This window comes from Undibacterium sp. FW305-107 (genome assembly GCF_058788535.1).
In genome coordinates, this window is sequence record NZ_JBYTAV010000003.1 from 506783 (window position 1) to 525462 (window position 18680).

Annotated in this window: 15 protein-coding genes; 10 read left to right on the forward strand and 5 right to left on the reverse strand. The window is 51.3% G+C overall.

Annotated features, from left to right (window positions below):
- Positions 1 to 138: 138 nt before the first annotated feature.
- The 3 genes from AC3WQT_RS09340 to AC3WQT_RS09350 all read left to right on the forward strand — a co-directional run bounded on the left by AC3WQT_RS09340 (position 139) and on the right by AC3WQT_RS09350 (position 5046).
- Positions 139 to 903 carry a 3',5'-cyclic-nucleotide phosphodiesterase gene (locus tag AC3WQT_RS09340; RefSeq protein ID WP_492703585.1) on the forward strand — a complete coding sequence of 255 codons (765 nt, stop codon included), beginning with the start codon at positions 139 to 141 and terminating at the stop codon, positions 901 to 903.
- Positions 904 to 1035: 132 nt separating this feature from the next.
- Complete coding sequence (locus tag AC3WQT_RS09345; protein ID WP_492703586.1) at positions 1036 to 2676, forward strand: GAF and HD-GYP domain-containing protein; 1641 nt, start codon at positions 1036 to 1038, stop codon at positions 2674 to 2676.
- Positions 2677 to 2778: 102 nt separating this feature from the next.
- A complete protein-coding gene (locus AC3WQT_RS09350) occupies positions 2779 to 5046 on the forward strand; it encodes a CHASE2 domain-containing protein (RefSeq protein WP_492703587.1) in 2268 nt (755 codons plus the stop codon).
- A gap of 22 nt (positions 5047 to 5068) precedes the next feature.
- On the opposite strand, the gene AC3WQT_RS09355 is transcribed toward AC3WQT_RS09350, so the two are convergent.
- Entirely contained in the window at positions 5069 to 6322 is a 1254-nt protein-coding gene (locus tag AC3WQT_RS09355; protein ID WP_492703588.1) for a benzoate/H(+) symporter BenE family transporter, read from the reverse strand.
- A gap of 88 nt (positions 6323 to 6410) precedes the next feature.
- Here AC3WQT_RS09355 and AC3WQT_RS09360 point away from each other — a divergent pair, with 88 nt between their 5' ends.
- Entirely contained in the window at positions 6411 to 7847 is a 1437-nt protein-coding gene (locus AC3WQT_RS09360; RefSeq protein ID WP_492703589.1) for an aminotransferase-like domain-containing protein, read from the forward strand.
- Between the two features lie 12 nt (positions 7848 to 7859).
- Here AC3WQT_RS09360 and AC3WQT_RS09365 read toward each other — a convergent pair whose 3' ends face one another.
- Together AC3WQT_RS09365 and AC3WQT_RS09370 are read right to left on the reverse strand one after the other, a co-directional pair.
- The gene (locus AC3WQT_RS09365) at positions 7860 to 8387 is read right to left on the reverse strand and encodes a hypothetical protein (protein ID WP_492703590.1); all 528 of its coding nucleotides are present in this window, start codon (positions 8385 to 8387) and stop codon (positions 7860 to 7862) included.
- Positions 8388 to 8516: 129 nt separating this feature from the next.
- Positions 8517 to 9446 carry a LysR family transcriptional regulator gene (locus AC3WQT_RS09370; RefSeq protein WP_492703591.1) on the reverse strand — a complete coding sequence of 310 codons (930 nt, stop codon included), beginning with the start codon at positions 9444 to 9446 and terminating at the stop codon, positions 8517 to 8519.
- A gap of 152 nt (positions 9447 to 9598) precedes the next feature.
- Here AC3WQT_RS09370 and AC3WQT_RS09375 point away from each other — a divergent pair, with 152 nt between their 5' ends.
- Together AC3WQT_RS09375 and AC3WQT_RS09380 are read left to right on the forward strand one after the other, a co-directional pair.
- Entirely contained in the window at positions 9599 to 10438 is an 840-nt protein-coding gene (locus AC3WQT_RS09375) for a phytanoyl-CoA dioxygenase family protein (protein ID WP_492703592.1), read from the forward strand.
- A 7-nt stretch (positions 10439 to 10445) separates the two neighbouring features.
- Complete coding sequence (locus AC3WQT_RS09380) at positions 10446 to 11273, forward strand: sugar phosphate isomerase/epimerase family protein (RefSeq protein WP_492703593.1); 828 nt, start codon at positions 10446 to 10448, stop codon at positions 11271 to 11273.
- A gap of 8 nt (positions 11274 to 11281) precedes the next feature.
- On the opposite strand, the gene AC3WQT_RS09385 is transcribed toward AC3WQT_RS09380, so the two are convergent.
- On the reverse strand, positions 11282 to 11854 hold the full coding sequence (locus AC3WQT_RS09385) for a 2OG-Fe(II) oxygenase (RefSeq protein WP_492703594.1): 573 nt from the start codon (positions 11852 to 11854) through the stop codon (positions 11282 to 11284).
- A gap of 10 nt (positions 11855 to 11864) precedes the next feature.
- Entirely contained in the window at positions 11865 to 12434 is a 570-nt protein-coding gene (locus AC3WQT_RS09390) for a 2OG-Fe(II) oxygenase (protein WP_492703595.1), read from the reverse strand.
- A gap of 156 nt (positions 12435 to 12590) precedes the next feature.
- Here AC3WQT_RS09390 and AC3WQT_RS09395 point away from each other — a divergent pair, with 156 nt between their 5' ends.
- From AC3WQT_RS09395 to AC3WQT_RS09410, 4 genes are all read left to right on the forward strand, one after another.
- Positions 12591 to 13343, forward strand: a complete 753-nt coding sequence (locus AC3WQT_RS09395; RefSeq protein ID WP_492703596.1) for an NUDIX hydrolase — start codon at positions 12591 to 12593, stop codon at positions 13341 to 13343.
- A gap of 251 nt (positions 13344 to 13594) precedes the next feature.
- Positions 13595 to 16546 (forward strand): LodA/GoxA family CTQ-dependent oxidase, encoded by a 2952-nt coding sequence (locus AC3WQT_RS09400; RefSeq protein ID WP_492703597.1) that lies wholly within the window; start codon positions 13595 to 13597, stop codon positions 16544 to 16546.
- A 1-nt stretch (position 16547) separates the two neighbouring features.
- Positions 16548 to 17651 carry a tryptophan 7-halogenase gene (locus tag AC3WQT_RS09405; protein ID WP_492703598.1) on the forward strand — a complete coding sequence of 368 codons (1104 nt, stop codon included), beginning with the start codon at positions 16548 to 16550 and terminating at the stop codon, positions 17649 to 17651.
- A gap of 130 nt (positions 17652 to 17781) precedes the next feature.
- Positions 17782 to 18678: a hypothetical protein gene (locus AC3WQT_RS09410; RefSeq protein WP_492703599.1), complete on the forward strand. Its 897-nt coding sequence runs from the start codon at positions 17782 to 17784 to the stop codon at positions 18676 to 18678.
- Positions 18679 to 18680 lie beyond the last annotated feature (2 nt).

Consider the following 18680-nt stretch of genomic DNA (forward strand, 5'->3'; position numbering starts at 1 on the left):
TCTTCAGGGAAGGAATAGCGTAGAAGATATTCTTGTCTTCAAAGAAAGTGTTAAGCTTGCTCAGAGGCTGGATTGATGCAATGTTGACCTCGGGATAACAAAGCCCTGGATGGACAGAGGCACACTATTTTTGTATTTATGAACTTACAAATTCTCGGCTGTGCAGGTGGTATCGGTGGCAGTGAGCCCTACACGACCAGCTTATTAATTGACGATGATGTCTTGCTGGATGCAGGCACGGGTTTGTCACGGCTCAGCCTGGAGCAATTGGTGGCGATAGACCATGTGTTTATCAGCCATAGCCATCTCGATCATGTCGCTGGCCTGGCATTGCTGATGGATGCCGTATTTGGCAAAAGGAGCAAGCCAGTCACTGTGCATGCCACGGCAGAGGTTTTGCGTGCCTTGAAAACCCATATCTTCAACTGGATTATCTGGCCAGATTTCAGCACTTTGCCAAATACTGAGCAGCCATCCTTGCAATATCAGGAAATGCTGCCTGGCAGTACCCTGACACTGGGTGAGCGCGTGATTACATCACATACGGTAGACCATGTCCCGGGTTCAGTTGCTTACTGGGTGCGTTCTGCAGATAAGGGCTTTTTGTTTACCGGTGATATGGCAAGTACGCCAGCACTCTGGGAAAACCTGGCCGGGCAGGCTACCTTGAACATGGTGATTGTCGATTGTTCTTTTCCTAATGCAGAAGCTGAACTGGCGCTGCTTTCCAAGCATTTTTGTCCGGCTGCACTGATCAATGACATTGCCGCAGTACCTGCAGGGATAGTGTTTTACATCTATCACCTGAAGCCAGGGCAAGAAGCGCAAATCATGGCAGAACTGGGGCAAAATAAGGACAGGAATTTTAAAGCTTTGAAAATTGGTGATCACTTCAATTTTTGACATGCTATTTGAAATGCGACTGGAAATGAGATGGCTGAAATCATACATTGTTCATATGGCGGAAATAATGAAGTACCAGTATGAGCGAATACGGTTAAGCAAGAATTTGAATACGATCTGGAGAAAGTGTTTATGACTGCACTAAGCAGTAGTGAAATTGCACAGCGCCTGGAAAAATTGACGGAATTAAGCCTGGAGTTGAGCAATAATCACGACACACCATTATTGCTGGAAAATATATTGCGCTCGGCAAAAAGCATTACCTATGCCGACGGTGGCACCCTGTACCGTACCAGTAAAGACAAGCAAAGCCTGTGCTTCAATATATCCCTGAATGACACCCTGAACATGTACCAGGGCGGGGTAAAAGGGCATACGGTAGATATACCCAACATCCCCCTGATTGATGCCAATGGCAACAGGAACCTGAATGCGGTGGCCGCTTATGCCGCCAACTACAAACTGTCGGTGAATATCCAGGATGTCTATACAGTCGGCGTATTCAATTTTTCTGGCACCCGCAATTTTGATCAGCAATTCAACTACAAGACCAAATCCCTGTTGACCGTGCCCATGCATGATCATGAAGGAGAGCTGATAGGTGTACTGCAACTTATCAATGCCAAAGACCCGGAAACCGGGGAACTTTGCCCATTCACCGAGACTGACCAGCGCTTTATCGAGGCCCTGGCTTCGCAGGCTGCCATCGCGCTGACCAACCAGCAATTGATATCGCAACTGGAAAACCTGTTCGTCTCGCTGGTACACCTTATCAATATCGGTATTGACGAAAAATCCCCCCACACGGGCAGACATTGCCAGCATGTACCCGAGCTGACCATGTTGCTGGCCAATGCCGTGCATGAAACGCAGGAAGGGCCGCTGGCACATTTTTCCATGACCGACAAAGACCGCAAGGAATTGTGGATGGCTGGCATCCTGCATGATTGCGGCAAGATTTCAACACCCGTGCATGTCGTTGAAAAATCCACCAAGCTGGAAACTATTTTTGACCGCATACAATTGCTGGATACCCGTTTTGAAATTTTGAAACGTGATGCAGAAATCAGAGTGTTGAAAAGTAAATGCGCCCTATATCAGGCCAGCGTCAATAATGACAACTTGATCGCCGAACTGGAACAGGGCTTGCAGGCCGAGCTGGTCAAAATCGAAGATGCCAGAAACTTTTTACACAAATTAAATATAGGCGCGGAAAGAACCAGTCCCGAAGATTTGCAGCGCGTGACCAACATCGCCGCGTGGCAATTTACGGATGCCAACGGCGCAACACAGCCTTTCCTGAATGCCGACGAAGTTGAAAACCTGTCCGTGCGCGCTGGCACCCTGAATGCGCAAGAGCGCGCCATCATCAATAACCATATCTCCACCACAATCAAGATGCTGGAAGCCTTGCCCTGGCCCAAGCATTTGCAAAATGTACCTGAATACGCTGGCGGTCATCATGAACGCATGGATGGCAAAGGCTACCCACGTGGTCTGCGCGGCGAACAAATGTCAGTGCAAGCCAAGATCATGGCGATAGCTGATATTTTTGAAGCCCTGACCGCCAAAGACCGCCCGTACAAAGATGGCAAGACCCTGACAGAATCCCTGCACATCCTCGGTAGCTTTGCACTGAACGGACATATTGACCCAGACTTGTTTAATATCTTCGTCAAGAAAAAAGTCTACCTGACTTATGCTGAGCGATTCATGGACAAGAGTCAGATTGATGAGGTTGATCTGAGCAAGGTGCCAGGTTACCGTATTTGAGTGTCACATTCAGACTTCCTGTTGCCCGTGCTGAAAGAGATCGAGTGGCAGGAAAATTTTCCGGCGTAAGCAATACCTAAAACTGAGTTTGTGGAGGAAAGCTTGCAGAAGCACATCAACAAACTGACACGCTGGGGCATCTGCGTGTTGCTCATCGTCATGGCTGCCTTGCAGGCAAATGGTAATTTACCGACCACCCTCATAGAAAAAGTCGATTACTTTATCTACGACCTGCGCATGAGGTGGGAACCTACCACGTTCAACCCTGACATTGTCATCGTTAATATCGATGAAAAGAGTTTGCAGGAGGTAGGGCAGTGGCCCTGGAACAGGGGAGTCGTCGCTGATCTGATAGAAAGACTGACCGACGATTACCATGTGAGGGCAGTGGGGCTGGATATCGTATTTTCAGAACCAGACAACAGCACCGGCATACAGGTGCTCGAAAGCCTGGCGCAAAAAGAATTAAAAGATAATCCGGGCTTTGTAGCGCAAATGCCCGCGCTCAGAAAAGAACTCGATTTTGATGACAAACTGGCCAAAACCCTGGCGGGGCGCCCTGTGGTTTTGGGTTATGTGTTTTCAAATACACCGAACGACAGTTCAAAAGGCTTGCTGCCAACCCCGGCCTTTATCGATGCCGACTTGGGAGAGCGCAGTTTTGAATCTGCCATCTACACCAAATACACAGCCAATTTACCCGAGCTTCAAAAAGCGGCGATAGCAGGTGGGTTTTTCAACCCATCGCCAGATGCTGACGGAGTAATACGGGGTATTCCTTTACTGGCAAAACTGGGCACTGGTTACTATGAAGCACTGTCACTGGCAACGGCACGTATTGCCCTGAATGCCAGCAAAGTCAAGCCAGTGTTTCTGCAGGCCGACGGCATCAACTCCCAAAGTTTTTTGAATAATTATGGCTCGATAGAAGCAATCAAGCTCAACTCCACGCCCAACAAGCGCATCCCTGTAGAGCCCTTGTTAACTGCACTGATCCACTATAAAAGCAAGGGAGGGCCAAATGGTGGCGGGTTTGCCTATGTGTCAGCCTCGGATGTGCTGAAGAAGCGCCTGGCTGTCGATAAGCTCAAAGAGAAAATCATATTGATAGGGACGACAGCAGCGGGGCTCAAGGACTTGCGTACCGCGCCTTTGGGATTGGATTATCCCGGTGTGGAAATGCACGCGAATGTGATAGCTTCGATACTGGATGGCGATGTCAAGCAGCGTTCTGATAGCACGCGCGGCTTTGAAGTCATACAGGTATGCCTGATCGGCTTATTGCTCAGCTTTGCACTGTCGCGTTTCAAGGCACTGGCAGCCGTGTTGTGTACCACGGTAATGCTGGTACTGGTTATTGCTTTCAATTGCTGGATGTATCAGTCCTTCAACCTGGTCCAGCCGCTGGCAACGGTACTGTTATTGATCGCAGCCTTGTTTGTGTTCAATATCACCTGGGGCTATCTGGTTGAGTCGAGGAAGCTGCGCGGCGTGGTCAGGCGCTTTGGTGAATATGTGGCACCGGAACTGGTTGCCGTCATGGCAGAAGAACCTGACAGCTACACCATGGAAGGTGAAATTCGCGAGCTGACTGTGATGTTCTCTGATGTACGTGGTTTCACGACTATTTCTGAAAGCATGAGTGCAGCAGACTTGCGAGAATATATCAATATCTACCTGACCGCGATGTCAGAAGAAATACGCGGCAATCGTGGCACGCTCGATAAATACATAGGTGACTGCGTCATGGCTTTCTGGGGCGCACCAGTGCGTCTGGAAGACCATGCAAGGCTGGCCGTTGCCAGTGCACTGAAAATGCAATCCATCGCGCAAGGCCTGAGTATAGACTTTGTCAAGCGCGGCTGGCCTGCGCTGAAGATAGGAGTAGGCTTGAATACAGGTGAAGTACGCGTTGGTGACATGGGTTCCAAGATCAGGCTCGCCTATACCGTCATGGGCGATGCAGTGAATCTGTCTTCGCGTCTGGAGGGTATTACCAAGGTATATGGTGTTGGTGTTGTGGTTGGTGAGGCAACAAAAACTGCTGCACCAGAATTTGCTTATCGTGAGTTGGACAGGGTCAGGGTCAAAGGCAAGACCAGGCCCATATCGATCTTTGAACCCATTGCCGATGTGACCGTGCTTGATGATGCACAGTCTGCCTTGCTGGAACTCTGGCATCAGGCACTCGATGATTTTCGTGCCCAGCAATGGGATGCGGCGGAAAAATCCTTCCGCTCATATCTGGAAGTACGCGGAGAAGACCTGGCTGCCCAGGTCTTTCTTGAGCGTATCGTCTACTGCAGAGAAAATCCGCTGCCTGCTGATTGGGATGGTGTCGCTACCTTTGTCAGCAAATTCAGCGAATAGTGTAACGAGTAAGTTCGGTAGCTTATTTGGTTTTTACCCGCAGCAGGTAGTAGCTGATCACGCCAAGAACTATGCCCCAGCAGGCAGAACCCAGTCCCAGCAAGCTGATATTCGATGCAGTAACGATAAAAGTGATCAGTGCAGCTTCACGTTCTGTTGTCTCCTGCATCGCATTCACCAGGCCATTCTGTATTGCACCCAGCAGTGCCAGACCAGCCACCGTGGTCACCAGTGCGTGTGGCAGGTGCAGGAACAGGGCAGTCAGGGAACCGGCAAAGCTGCCTATCAGCAAATAAAAGCCACCGCAGGCTACCCCGGCAACCCAGCGTTTTTCTGGTTGCTGGTGTGCTTCTGGCCCTGTGCAAATCGCCGCAGTAATCGCCGCCAGGTTCACACCATGTGAGCCAAATGGTGCCAGCAATATGCTGACAAAACCGGTGGCACTGACCAGCTTGCTGGTGGGGGCCTGTTCGTAACCGGCAGCGCGCATGACTGCCACACCAGGTACCTGCTGGCCGGTCAGGCATAGCAGCGCCAATGGCAAGCCCAGACTGATGATGGCGCTCAAAGAAAATTCAGGCGCGGTCCACACTGGCATTGTCAAACCCAGATGCACGGCAATAGCCTGCCCCTGGTTGCTGTCACCCCAGCCCAGAATGCTCCAGAGCGTGACGCCACTGAGCAAGGTCAGGACGATGGCATAGCGAGCGCTGCGGCGCTTGAATATCAGGTAAGCCGCGAACATGGCAGTCACCAGCCAGGGCGCGCCAGCAACGTCGCTACGGGTATTGGCAAATACATCAACCCCAAAGCGAAACAAAATACCTGCCAGCATGGCCGCACACAAACTCTTGGGTATTTTTGCCATCAGTTTTTCAAAGATACCGGTAATGCCTATCAGCCATATCGCTGCTGCCGCAACCAGGTAGGCACCTATGGCCTGGTGATAAGGCACCGTCGCCAGACCCGTCACCAGCAAGGCAGCACCGGGCGTGTTCCAGGCACAGATCACCGGTATCTTGTGCCGCCAGCTCATCCATACGCCCACCAGGCCCGAACCTATCGAGATCGCCCATATCCACGAGCTGGTCTGCGCTGTGGTCAGTTTTGCGCTTTGTGCTGCCTGCAAGACCAGCAGCATGGGCCCGGCATACGAGATCAGTACAGCAATCAAACCAGCCAGCACCGCAGGAAAAAAATCTGCCGCCGTAGCGGCAAAACCCGGCTTGATGGCATTTGCCGGGGCAAGGAGAGGGGGAGAGTGTGGTGTATTCATGTATCTAGTCTAGTTCAGTGCAGGCCGGCATTTACTTACAGTGCCTGTCTGTCTTATGCTATACAGATTCACATTTAAGGTATCTGTTATGCAGCACAGTTACAGACAACTGGCAGACGCCATCGGCGCAGACATCCGGGCCAGCCGCTATCAGGTAGGGGAGCGTTTGCCATCGGTACGCCTGATTGCAGAGACGCAGCATGTCAGTGTTTCTACTGCAATACGCTGTTACCGTTATCTTGAAAGCCAGGGCCTGGTAGAAGCGCGCAATAAGTCTGGTATCTATGTCGCTGACTGGAAATCCCGGCAAACGACAAGTGCAATTACGCAGAAAAAAACCAGTCAGGCTGCGCGAGCAGTTGAATACGACAAGCTCATGTCCCTGCAGCACAGGATGACTGAACTGTATTCTTTGACAGCGCAACCCCTGCATCTGGGGCTACATCTCGCCAGCGCTGCGCCAGAATGGTATCCCTGTGATGCCCTGGCCAAAATCGCCCAGCGCCTGCTGCGGCAAGATCCCATGCTGATCGGTGTCTATCCTGGTGGTACTGGTTTGCCAGCCCTGAAAACCAGCCTGATACAGTGGCTAAAAAACGCAGGCATGGATTTGCAGGCCAACGATTTGCTCATCACTAATGGCAGTACAGAAGCCTTGAGCGTGGCCTTGCGTGCGGTTGCCCAGCCAGGCGATGCTGTCATTGTTGAGTCGCCCGTGTATTTTGGTTTGCTGCAAATGTTGGAAAACCTGGGTATCAAGGCCATAGAAATCCCCTGTGTGCCAGGCCAGGGCATCAGCCTGGAAGCGCTGGAATATGCGCTCGAACACCAGGGTACGGTACGTGCCATCGTCGCCATGCCGAATTTCCAGAATCCCCTTGGTTGTGCCATGCCGGATAAAAACAAGAAACGCCTGTTGCGCCTGGTTGAACAATATGATCTGGCATTGATCGAAGACGATGTCTTTGGCGATCTTTCGCATCAGCAGGAAAGGCCGCAAGCCATCAAGGCCTGGGACAAGCAGGGCAGGGTCATCTATTGCGGCTCTTGTAGTAAAAGCCTGGCACCGGCATTTCGCATAGGCTGGATAGCGGGTGGGCGTTATCAGGCCAGGATCAATTCATTGAAGCTCAGCGCTTCCTTGATCACGCCCTTGTTTGAGCAGGCGGTATTGGCTGAGTTTATACAGTCGGGCGCCTTGCCATCTCACCTGCGCAAGTTACGCGAACGTCTCGCTGCCAATATCCCATTGGCGACTGCAGCCATAGCGCGCTATTTCCCATTCGGCACGCAAGTCATCAGCCCTGCAGGTGGTTGGTGGTTATGGCTGGAAATGCCTGAGCATGTAGATAGTCTGGCTCTGCTGCGCCAGGCAGTAGAAAAGGGCATAGCGTTTACGCCGGGCAGCCTGTTTTCTGGTTCGGGAAAATACGCAAATTATCTGCGCATGAATATAGGGCGGCCATGGGGGCGTGAGATGGAGCAGGGTATCAAAACCCTGGGCAGGCTGGTTTCAGAAATGTAGATGAAATACAGCTTACTTTTTAAGCCGGTCAAATAAATCCTGAGCTATCTTGTCTGCATCTTGCTCTTCAGTTTTGTTTTCAGATGGTTGCTGGCGTTTGGCAAATCTGGACAAGATGCCCGCTTTCCTCGTGCGGATTTTCAGTAAAACGAAAGGGATGATGCGCCACGCGACCACGCCATCCAAAGGTTTCACCGGGATTAAATTGAAGGCGATGATGATCAGATTGGTTTTGGTCAACACATCGAACACCGGGGACAATTGAAACATCCACATGGGTGAGAAATGGAACAACAGATATTGCACGATTACCGTCGACAACAGGAGTAGCAACTGCCCAAGTACGCCTCCCCAGGCAATTAAAATATCCTCTGATTCATAATACGGTGCCTCATGGCTGCATTCACCATGCATCAAGAATAGTTTGATGGCATGAACCCTGGTGTCTGTGTATCTTGCAGCAATCGCATGACCAAATTCATGGAATAGCAGTATGGTGACGAATGCCAGAAATGTAGGAAATAACCAGACTAATTTCATTCCCTGTATCAAAGCCCAGGGAAACCAAAGCAGGATAGTCCAATGTGCATAGATTGGAATCTTTTTCCAGTGCGCGAGCTTCCAATAACCTGATTCCATATAGCCTTTTGCTTTGATCAATACGCTATTCTACAAGAGCCCCGCAGCCAGCAAGGCCTTATCCCATTCCGGCACAGGCTGATACTCTTCCACCAGAAAATCAATAAGCGCCCGCACCTTGGGGCTGACCTTGCGGGTGGCCGGGTAAAGCGCGGTGAAGTCATTCAGTGGCAAGGTCCAATCTGGTAAAACTGTTACCAGCCGACCTTCAATTAAATCACGCCATGCCAGAAAAGTCGTGTCGTAGACTATACCCAAGCCACGCAGGGCCGCCTGGTGCAAGACCTTGCCATTGTTTGAGGCAAAGCCGGGAGTGATATCCACCGCCAGGCTTACGCCAGCACGCTCAAAATGCCAGGTATTGCCCTGGGTAAGGTGGCTGAAGTGCAGACAGCGGTGCCGGTTCAATTCTGTCGGGTGGGCTGGCATACCGTGCTCTGCCAGATATGCCGGGCTGGCGCACAGCAGGCCGCGGCATGGGGCCAGCCTGCGTGCGTGCAAGCCGGGGCTGTCAGGTATACCACCTACTCGTATGCTGAGGTCAAAGCCATGCTTGAACGGGTCCAGCAGATTGTCATCCACATGCAGGGTGGGTTGCAGCATGGGGTGTAGCAAGGTAAAGCGGGCCAGGGCATCGGCCAGCCACTCACTGCCAAAGCTATTCGGTGCCTGTATGCGTATGCCTCCAGCCAGCTCATTGCCTGCCTGAGTGACCACCAGCCGCGCCTGCCGTGCATGTTCCACACTGGTGCTGCATGGTTCCAGATAAGCCTGCCCAAGTTCGGTCAGACTGACTTCGCGGGTTGATCTGTGCAGCAGGCGTGCGCCCAGTTCAGTTTCGAGTTGCATGATGTGCTTGCTGACCATGGCCCGGCTGATGCCCAGATGACGTCCGGCCGCACTAAAACTGCGCTGCCTTGCTACTTCGACAAAGATTTCCATTGCTTTGAGTTGATCCATCTTCCTATTGTCTTCAAATTGGCGACAATCTGTCAACTATTGTTGGTATTGTGGAAGACAAGCTAATTTAGCTACACTTGACGCATATCAAGCTGAAGCCTAAAAAAAGTGATGGGCTTTTGCTTCCCCCGCATATACAGCCAGGAGTCAGCATGCTCAGCAAAGAACAAATCGTTCAATTTCAACAAGACGGTTACGTCGTTGTCCCCAATTTCAAAAATGCCGATGAAATCGCTGCCTTGCGCGAGCGTGCAGCAAAGATCGTCGATGAATTTGATCCGGCTTCCTCCAAATCCATCTTCACCACCAAGGAACAAGAAAAGAAGGTCGATCATTACTTCCTGAATTCGGCCAACAACATCAGTTGTTTTTTTGAAGAAGAAGCCTTTGATGAGCAAGGCAATTTGCGTCAGGCCAAGTCTCTGTCCATCAACAAGATAGGCCATGCGATACATGATCTTGATCCGGTCTTCAGCGCGTTTTCGCGTGGCATCGCTTTGGCAAAGGTCGCTGAGCAACTGGGTTTGCAACAGCCACAGATTTACCAGTCCATGTATATCTTCAAGCAGCCTGGCATAGGCGGTGAAGTGCGCTGGCACCAGGACGCAACTTATTTTGAAACCGATCCTGTCAGCGTCACCACCTTCTGGTTTGCGCTGGAAGACGCGACACTGGAAAATGGCTGCATGTGGGCAGAACCGGGCGGCCATCGCACGCCCATGCGTGAACGCTTCGTACGTGAAGGCGATCAGGTGCGCGTAGAAAAACTCGACAGCACGCCCTGGCCAGATGACAGCACGGCTATTCCACTGGAAGTCAAGGCGGGTAGCCTGGTATGCTTCCATGGGCTGCTGCCACATTACAGCGCACCGAATCGCTCGGCAGTTTCACGCCATGCCTACACCCTGCATGTGACCGATGGAACGACCAATTATTCGCCACAAAACTGGATACAGCGCGATGCCAGTTTCCCTGTCCGTGGTTTTATTTAAGTAGCTAATGATGAATTCTGAAGTATTGATTTTCGCCCCGCACTGGGGCAGTGCTCACCTGAGCCGTGAAGCTTTCATTGGCAAGGTGCTGGAAGCCGGTTTTGATGGCATAGAAATGTCCCTGCCCATGGACGTGGCTGAACGCGATGCGTGGACCAATGCAATTGCTGTAGCAGGTCTTAAGCTCATCGCCCAGCAATGGGAGACGGTTTTCCACAGTGATTTTGCCGTGCACAAGCAAGCGCTGGGTGACTTGTTACGCAATGCCTGCACCGCAATGCCCCTGTTCGTGAATACCCATACCGGCAAAGATTTTTATAGCCAGGCACAAAACAATGAATTGCTGGATCTGGCTGATGAGATAGCGAATGAAACTGGTGTCGCCATCGTCCATGAAATCCACCGCAGCCGCTTCAGTGGTCATCCCATGTTGCTCTTACCCTATTTGGAACGGCGCCCACAATTGCAACTCAATGCAGACCTCTCACACTGGTGCTGTGCCTGTGAATCGCTACTGGAAGATCAGGCGCAAATACTGGAAAAAGTATTTCCTCATGTGCGCCATATCCACGCCCGCGTAGGCCATAGCCAGGGACCACAAGTCAATGATTTCCGCGCACCTGAACATGCAGCGGCCTTGCAACAGCATCTGCTTTGGTGGGATACCATCATCAGTCAGCAACGCGCTTCGGGCAACCAGCAGATCACATTGACGCCGGAGTTTGGCCCTTCACCTTATACGCCAAGTCTGCCGTATACTAATCAGGTTGTATCAGATGCCTGGCAGTTGAATGTGGCGATGCTGCAATTGCTGCGACAGCGCTATCAGTTGTGAGTAAGAAGTCATTGAATGATCAGGTCTTCTTGTAAAGGAATCAGTTTATACATGACATCCGTACGCAAGACATATTTAATACCGGCATCGATAGCTGTGCCCTGATGCGGTATCAAGTGAGGAAATAGCAGTGCCATACCAGGCTCAGGTTTGATGTCGGCAAAGCGGAATGCAGTATGGCCGCCAACATAATCGGCATTCAGGTAAATCAGCAAGGTAAAGAAGCTGCTCTCAGTTTCTGATCTTTTGAAATTGAGATCATGATGCCATTTGAAATACTGACCAGCTTCGTAGCGATAAAAACGGAAACGCTCATTCAGACCTGATAAAGTCCATTCCTTTAATTGAGCTGGCAACACCATGCGGGCACGTTCAAAAATCGAAGCTGCAAGCGCGGTGTCGTCGAAAGTGATGCGGTCATTATTGCGTACCAGATCTTTCCCGCTTATCCCAGTTTCGATCTGTATAGCAGCTTTTTCATATTGCATCTGTTCGCTGCAAGCTATCATGTGCCTGCATTCTTCTTCAGTCAAAAAGCCTTTGATGCTATGCACGCCTGAGCCATGGTCATGAACTTCCATGCGACCGCCATTATGCTGCAGGTGCATCTGTAGTCGCAGTGTTACGGTACATGACATCCGTACGCAAGACATATTTGACGCCGCTTTCCACAGGCGCCCCCTGGTGCAACATCATATGCGGGAAAACCAGCGCCATGCCTTTTTCTGGCTGTATGGTTTCCCAGCGAAATGAAGTGCTGCCGCCCGTGTAGTCGCCATTGAGATAGATCAGCAGGGTTAAAAAGCTGACTTCGTCTTTTGTGCGGGCATAGTTTCCATCCTTGTGCCATTTGAAGTATTGGCCTTCTTCATACCGGTAAAAGCGAAAACGTTCATTCAGGCCCAGCAGAGTCCATTCCTTCAATTCTGCAGGCAGGAACAGTTTTGCTCTTTCAAATATGGCAGCTGCCAGGACTTTGTCATCAAAGATAACGCGGTCATTATTGCGCACATCTTTGTACATGCGCATGCCTGTGCCAGTCTGTATCATGGCTTCTTCATAGCCCATCTGTTCACTGGTAAAGATCATGCGTTCGCATTCTTCTTCAGTGATAAAGTTTTTGATGCCAAAGACGCCTGCGCCGTAGTTATTGAGTTCCATGTCGTTCTCGGTTTTGTTTCGCTCTGACCGTAATATAAGATACTTTGTTGTAAATATCAACTAAGTTAGTTTTAAATATTTACGAACTTAGTGACGGATTTGTACTAAATGCTGCTATCGCTTACAATGGTGGTATTGAATACTCAGGGGAAAAGCATGGCGACTGCTAAGCAAAGCGAAAAAGAATTTCTGCTCAATTACAATATCCATGACTATGATGTTCCCTTGACCAGTGTAGATCTGGTGATTTTCACGATCAGGGATCAGGCCTTGCAAGTCTTACTGGTCAAGCGAGGTGATCATCCTTGCAAGGGGCAATGGAGTTTGCCTGGCGGCTTTATTGATATCCACAATGATATAGACCTGGATGGTGCAGCCCTGCGCAAGCTCAAGGAAAAGACAGGGGTCGAGGCACCATATCTTGAGCAATTGCAGGGTTTCGGCAGCCGCAACCGTGATCCGCGTGGCTGGTCTACCACCTTTGCTTATTTCGCCCTGATTTCGTCTGACCGTATTACACTCAGCCATGGCGGCAATGCAGATGCCGTGCGCTGGTGTCCGGTTGAGTCGGACGAGGGTCTGCCCAAGCTGGCTTTTGACCATGCGCAGATACTGGATGTTGCAGTCCAGCGCCTGCGCAACAAGGTGGAATACACGTCCCTGCCTGCGCATTTGTTGCCGGAAGAATTCACGCTGTCAGAACTGCAGCGCGTGTACCAGATTTTGCTCGGGCGCCTGGTAGACAAGAGCGCGTTTCGCAAGCGCATCAGGGAAGGTGACTTCCTCGAAGAGTTACCCGGCAAATGGCGTCTCGGCAGTAATCGCCCGGCGCAATTGTATGGTTTGCGCAAAGGACAGGGTACGGTCTATTTCAATCGTCTGATGACGGGTGAAGTCGGGGCGAAATAGTTTTTCCTGCATCTTTAGTTTGGGGCGTTTTGAGCTAATGCCCCAAACCAACATCGTCAAGTTTTGTCAAAAGTGCACATCTGCGGCCATCTGAACTTGACGAAAATTCAATATTATCAAATAATCATCCTGCATTCCTGATTTTCATGTTTGCTGGACTCGCTTGCTATGTGCGTCCGGCAAATGTCCGTGTCAACGTGCGCACCAGCCAAAGCCAAAGTCCGCATTCAGTACAAAAAGGGAGACAGTGTATGAGCAAAGATCAAGACCCCATTCCGCCATGTTTTGACCAGGCCAATCAGGCACCTGAGCGTTTGACCGAAATGTTCGTCGGGATAGCGCAAGGAAACCGCATCAAACTGGGCCAGCGTCCGGCGGAGCGTGCGGTGTTCCGCAAATTGCATGGGGTTGCCAGCGCCAGACTGGTGATGGAAAAGAAAATACCTGCCAAACTCAAGGTCGGCGTTTTTGCGCATGACAGCCTGGATGCCTGGGTCAGGTTTTCCAGCGATACGACGCCGACTTCACCTGACCTGTATTCAACTCTGGGCATAGGTATCAAACTGTTTGGCGTGCCTGGCCCCAAGGCACTGGGTGATGATGGCGACACGGCTGACTTCATCATGCAAAACTTCCCGGTCTTCTTTGTCGATAACGCCAAGGAGATGGTGGAGTTTACTTATGCTGGTGTGGTCGCACAGGACTATCCCGGCTATCTGAAAAAACATCCCAAGACTGCAAAAATACTGGACCAGATGGAAAAGGTCGAGGGTAGTACCCTGACCACGACTTACTGGGCCATCCTGCCTTTCCAGGCTGGAAAGAAAGAATACGTCAAATACCGCCTGGAGCCTGTCACGCCGCCAGAGAATGTGCCAAATGATGAGCGCGATTATCTGGCAGTCGACATGTGCAACCGTCTGGCCAAGCGTGAATACCAGTTCCGCTTCATGGTGCAACTGCGTACCAATCCCAAGACCATGCCGCTGGATGAGGCAACGGTGGAATGGCCGGAATCAGAAAGCCCTTTCATCCATGTAGCCACTCTGATCTTGCCGCAGCAGGATATCAGCGTGCGTGGCCAGTCTGAATATGGCCAAGGCCTGGCTTTCAATATCTGGCGTGTGCCGCCAGCACAGGCGCCGGTGGGTTCTATCGCCGAGGCGCGCAAAGTCGTGTATGCAGCAGGCGCAGATGCCAGACATGAAGCCAATGGACAAAGCCTGCAAGACCCGCGTGAACCGCGCTCCCCGACTGCAGGCTGTCCCTTTCACTCGGTAGCGCAGGCAAAAGCAGAACCAGTCGTCAAAGACACTTGCATCGTCAAGGCAGTGATTTACCCCTCCATAGGTGTGGCGCGTGTAGGCACCAGTGAGAAGGAATGGTTTTTGGGGCCGGAAGTGCCTTATCCAAAACCAGAGGCACCAGGTTACTACCGCGACGCCCACAAAAAACTCAAGCGCCAGGGAGCCAGGTTCCGTGTCTATGGTGTGAATGCCAAGGGCGAGATCGTCAAGGAACTCAATGCCGACAATGCCAAGGTAGAGTGGCAGGTGCAACTGGCCAATACCAAGTCTGCCTGGTATGGCTTCCAGCTGGCGCTGGATATACCTGAAGCTGCATCTGCCCCGCAAACTACCTTGCGCAATGCGGCTGTGCCGGACAGAGGCATGCTGTCCATCACGCCCAAGCAAAGAAAAGTCAGCGGCAAAAAAGCCAAGCCGCAGCGTTTTGATGATGGCAAATTCATGGGCAAGCCTGTGTATCTCGGTGAGGCATTTACTGATGAGCAAGGCAGGCTGATTGTGCTGGGTGGACATGGTGTTTCCGCCTCTTACGATAATAGCCGCGCCATCACCTTTGCCAATAATGAAGGCTGGCATGATGATACTTCTGATGGCCCCATCAATGCCAAGGTTGTCTATGAAGGTCTGGAATTGATGGTAGAGCCTTCCTGGGTTGTGGTTGCGCCACCCAACTATGCGCCACAAAGAAAATCGGTGCGTACCATGTGGGATTTGATGCGCGATGTCGCCATCACTGCTGGTACTTTGCCCAAGCCAAAACGCCCCAGTTTTACTTTCGACATCCTGCCTTTGTTTGAGCGCCTGAACGGCTTGCAATGGGTAAATGCTGGCTTCAATGCAGGATTTGGCTGGAATGGGATGGTTGACCTGACGAGTGCACAGGCTCTGTCGCGCCTGGCCAGCAATAACACTGCCTACGTAGAATTGCGTCGCACCATCGCCAATCAGTTCCGTAACTATGAAGTCGATGCCTGGTCACCCAAACCCTGGCCGTGGTTGTATGGTGATGCCATGGCTATCCCCGCTGCGCAAACACCAAGGCAAAATGCCTCGCCGACGGCAACGCAACTGGCCATGCTGATGGAGTGGGCAGAAGGTAATTTTGTCGAAGACTACGACCCTGATCGCAAACATGCCGAACGCATAGACCAGGTGCCACTGGAGCAGCAAGGCGATACCCTGACCCAGGCAGCACTGGATTTTTGCCTGGCGGATGCCTTCCACCCCGGTTGCGAAATGACCTGGCCAGTGCGTGCCAGCACCATGTATATGGCACCGTTCCGCTTTGCTCATGCCGTCGATGGCTGGATTGCACCTGGCCTGGGTGAGATACTGACCAGCGATGGCGTTACCATACCTAATGGTCCCTTGTACGGCCAGCAGGCTGGCGGCATTACCCGCTGGATGGCGGTGCCATGGCAGACCGATACGGCAAGCTGCCGCTCGGGTTACGATAAGTCGTATGACCCTTATGTGCCGAGCTTCTGGCCAGCCCGTGTGCCTAATCAGGTTTTGACCAAGCAAAACTATGCTGTCGTCATGGATGAGAAAAAGCCGCTGGGTGAAAGGCTGGCCGCATTTGCCAATCGCGCATCCTGGATCAACCCGCTGGGCAGTACCAGTTATACCGACCAGATCAATAATATGATTCATCATTTTGATCATCTCGGTGTGGTTGAAGTGCATCCCGGGCCGAGTGATCATCAACACTTCCCTGCTGAGTTTGAGGTGGAAGACCAACACATCCCTATAGCAAACATGCCTGCACCAAATACCAAGCATGCGCAACATGATGAGCATGCCATGGTAGGGGCAGCAGAAGTGACGAATGCTGAATCTGTCGATATCATGACGATAGAAAAAGTACGACGCTTCCCGCGGGGTTTGCATCGCTAGCATGGCTAGATTGCAGATAGATGCATTGGTCTTAGGGACAGGGGCTGCGGGCTCTGCCTTTGCCCTGAACCTGGCACCGTTTCAAAAAGTGGTGATGCTGGAAGCATCGCCGCCAGCAGTCATGCGCATAGGTGAATCCCTGCCAGCCGCAGCCGGTAAGCTGCTGGCTGACATGGGTTTGTATGAAGCATTTTTGCAGCAAGGCCATCAGCCTGCGCATTTGAATGTCAGTCGCTGGGGCAGTGATCTGGCGATAGAGCAGGATGCCATGCGCAATCTTGATGGCCATGGCTGGTATCTCGATCGTCATCGTTTTGATTGCTGGTTGCAGGATGTTGCGCAAGAGCGTGGCGCAGCTTTGCTGAGACAAAGCAAGCTGCTTTCTTTCGCACCGGCAAAAAACAATCCTGAATATTGGGATGCAGTCATCTCTGTGCAGGACAGGATGGTGCACATAGAAACCAAAATGCTGATCGACGCCAGCGGCAGAAAATCACTACTGACCCGGCAACTGGGCATAGCCCGCAAAGCCACAGATAAACTGGTGTGCAGCTGGCTGGTCGGCAGGGACACTGAGAATATTGCAGGCTCCAGCCACATCAGTGCCGAGGCAGGCGGCTGGTGGTATAGCTCATCCCTGCCAGGTCAGGGCCGCATTGTAGCGTTCTACACCGATGCCGATTTACCAGCAGCGGCAGCCTGCAATCGTCAGCAAGGGCTGTTGCAGCGTTTGCGCCAGAATACGCAATTGTCAGCCTGTCTTGATGAATATGGTTTTGTACCAGGACAGCAGCATGGATATTGTGCTGCCCACACTGCAGTGCTGGAACAATTTGCCGGTTCCAACTGGCTGGCCATTGGGGACGCTGCATTGAGTTTTGATCCGCTGTCTTCACAGGGTATTTTCAATGCCCTGTACACAGGGCTGGCAGCAGCGGAGGCTGTGTCTCATTATGATGGTGATGCACAAGCTGGCTATGTAGCTGAACTGAACTCCATCCAGGCAGCTTACCTGCATCATCTGCAAGTCTGGTACCAGCAGGAACAGCGCTGGGCTGATCAGCCATTCTGGCAACGGCGCAATGCTACTTTCATTGCCGCCTGAATTTCCTTGTTGCAAAATTGTAAGCAGACGTGAAGCGCCTGTATGCAATAAAACCCCTGGGCTAGAATTGTCGCTTTCTTTGCCTGGGATGGTGTCAGTGTCTTATTTCTTGCGATGCATACTATTGTCCATGCTCTTTTTTGTGACAGCCTGTTCCAAAACAGAATATGTCGATACTCTTGAACCTGATGCACTGATGAAGCTGGTTTTCAAAGGTTGGCAAAAAGAGGGGGAAAACTCCATCGTCAAACCACCCATATTGAAAATTCGGGATGGAGACATCTCAAAGAAAGGCATGGAGCTGGAGCCGATAAAGGTTTTTAAACTAGCTGAAGACAGGGCAATGATGCTGGTCAAGGCGACACCGACCAGTGTCGATCAGGTCAGTCGCGACGTACTAGCTGCCTACTGGTTCAAGCGCGATGGTAAAAAATGGTTGCTCGAAGCCAGGCAGGATGAGATTGATACCCTGCTACCCAAACATGAAGTCAAGCTGATCAAACTCGTCGATCTGGCGACATCCACGCAAGGGCTACTGCTTGAATATGGTGGCTACCAGCATCAGGAAAAAAGTACGTGGACCAGGTTGTACAAATTGGGTCAACATCAGCTCATCAGCATGCTTGCTGAAAATGAAGATTTTTTATCTTCCATGAATGCCTTCAATAATGCAGATTGTCTTGCGCGCATGAAGAAGGGCTTAGGTAAACCGGAACGCCTACGTCTGAATGACAGGGACGGGAAGTCCGGGAATTGTCTGGATATCAAAGTCAAATTACAGATCAAGCCAGGCAAAACTACACCTGGTGAAATCGTATTGAGTTCAAATGCAAGGATGGTTGAGTACCGTGAAATTACACCGGTAGAAACCACCAGCAATGGTGATGGTGGTGAGTCTTATACAACTTATGAAGTCATCCCCAGTACACCGCGTTCAAGCATGGCGTATCGCTTTGATGAAGCCAAAGGCAAGTATCAGTTAGTCAGCGGTAGCAAGAGCCTTCTGCCGGATTGGTATCGCGAGTAAAA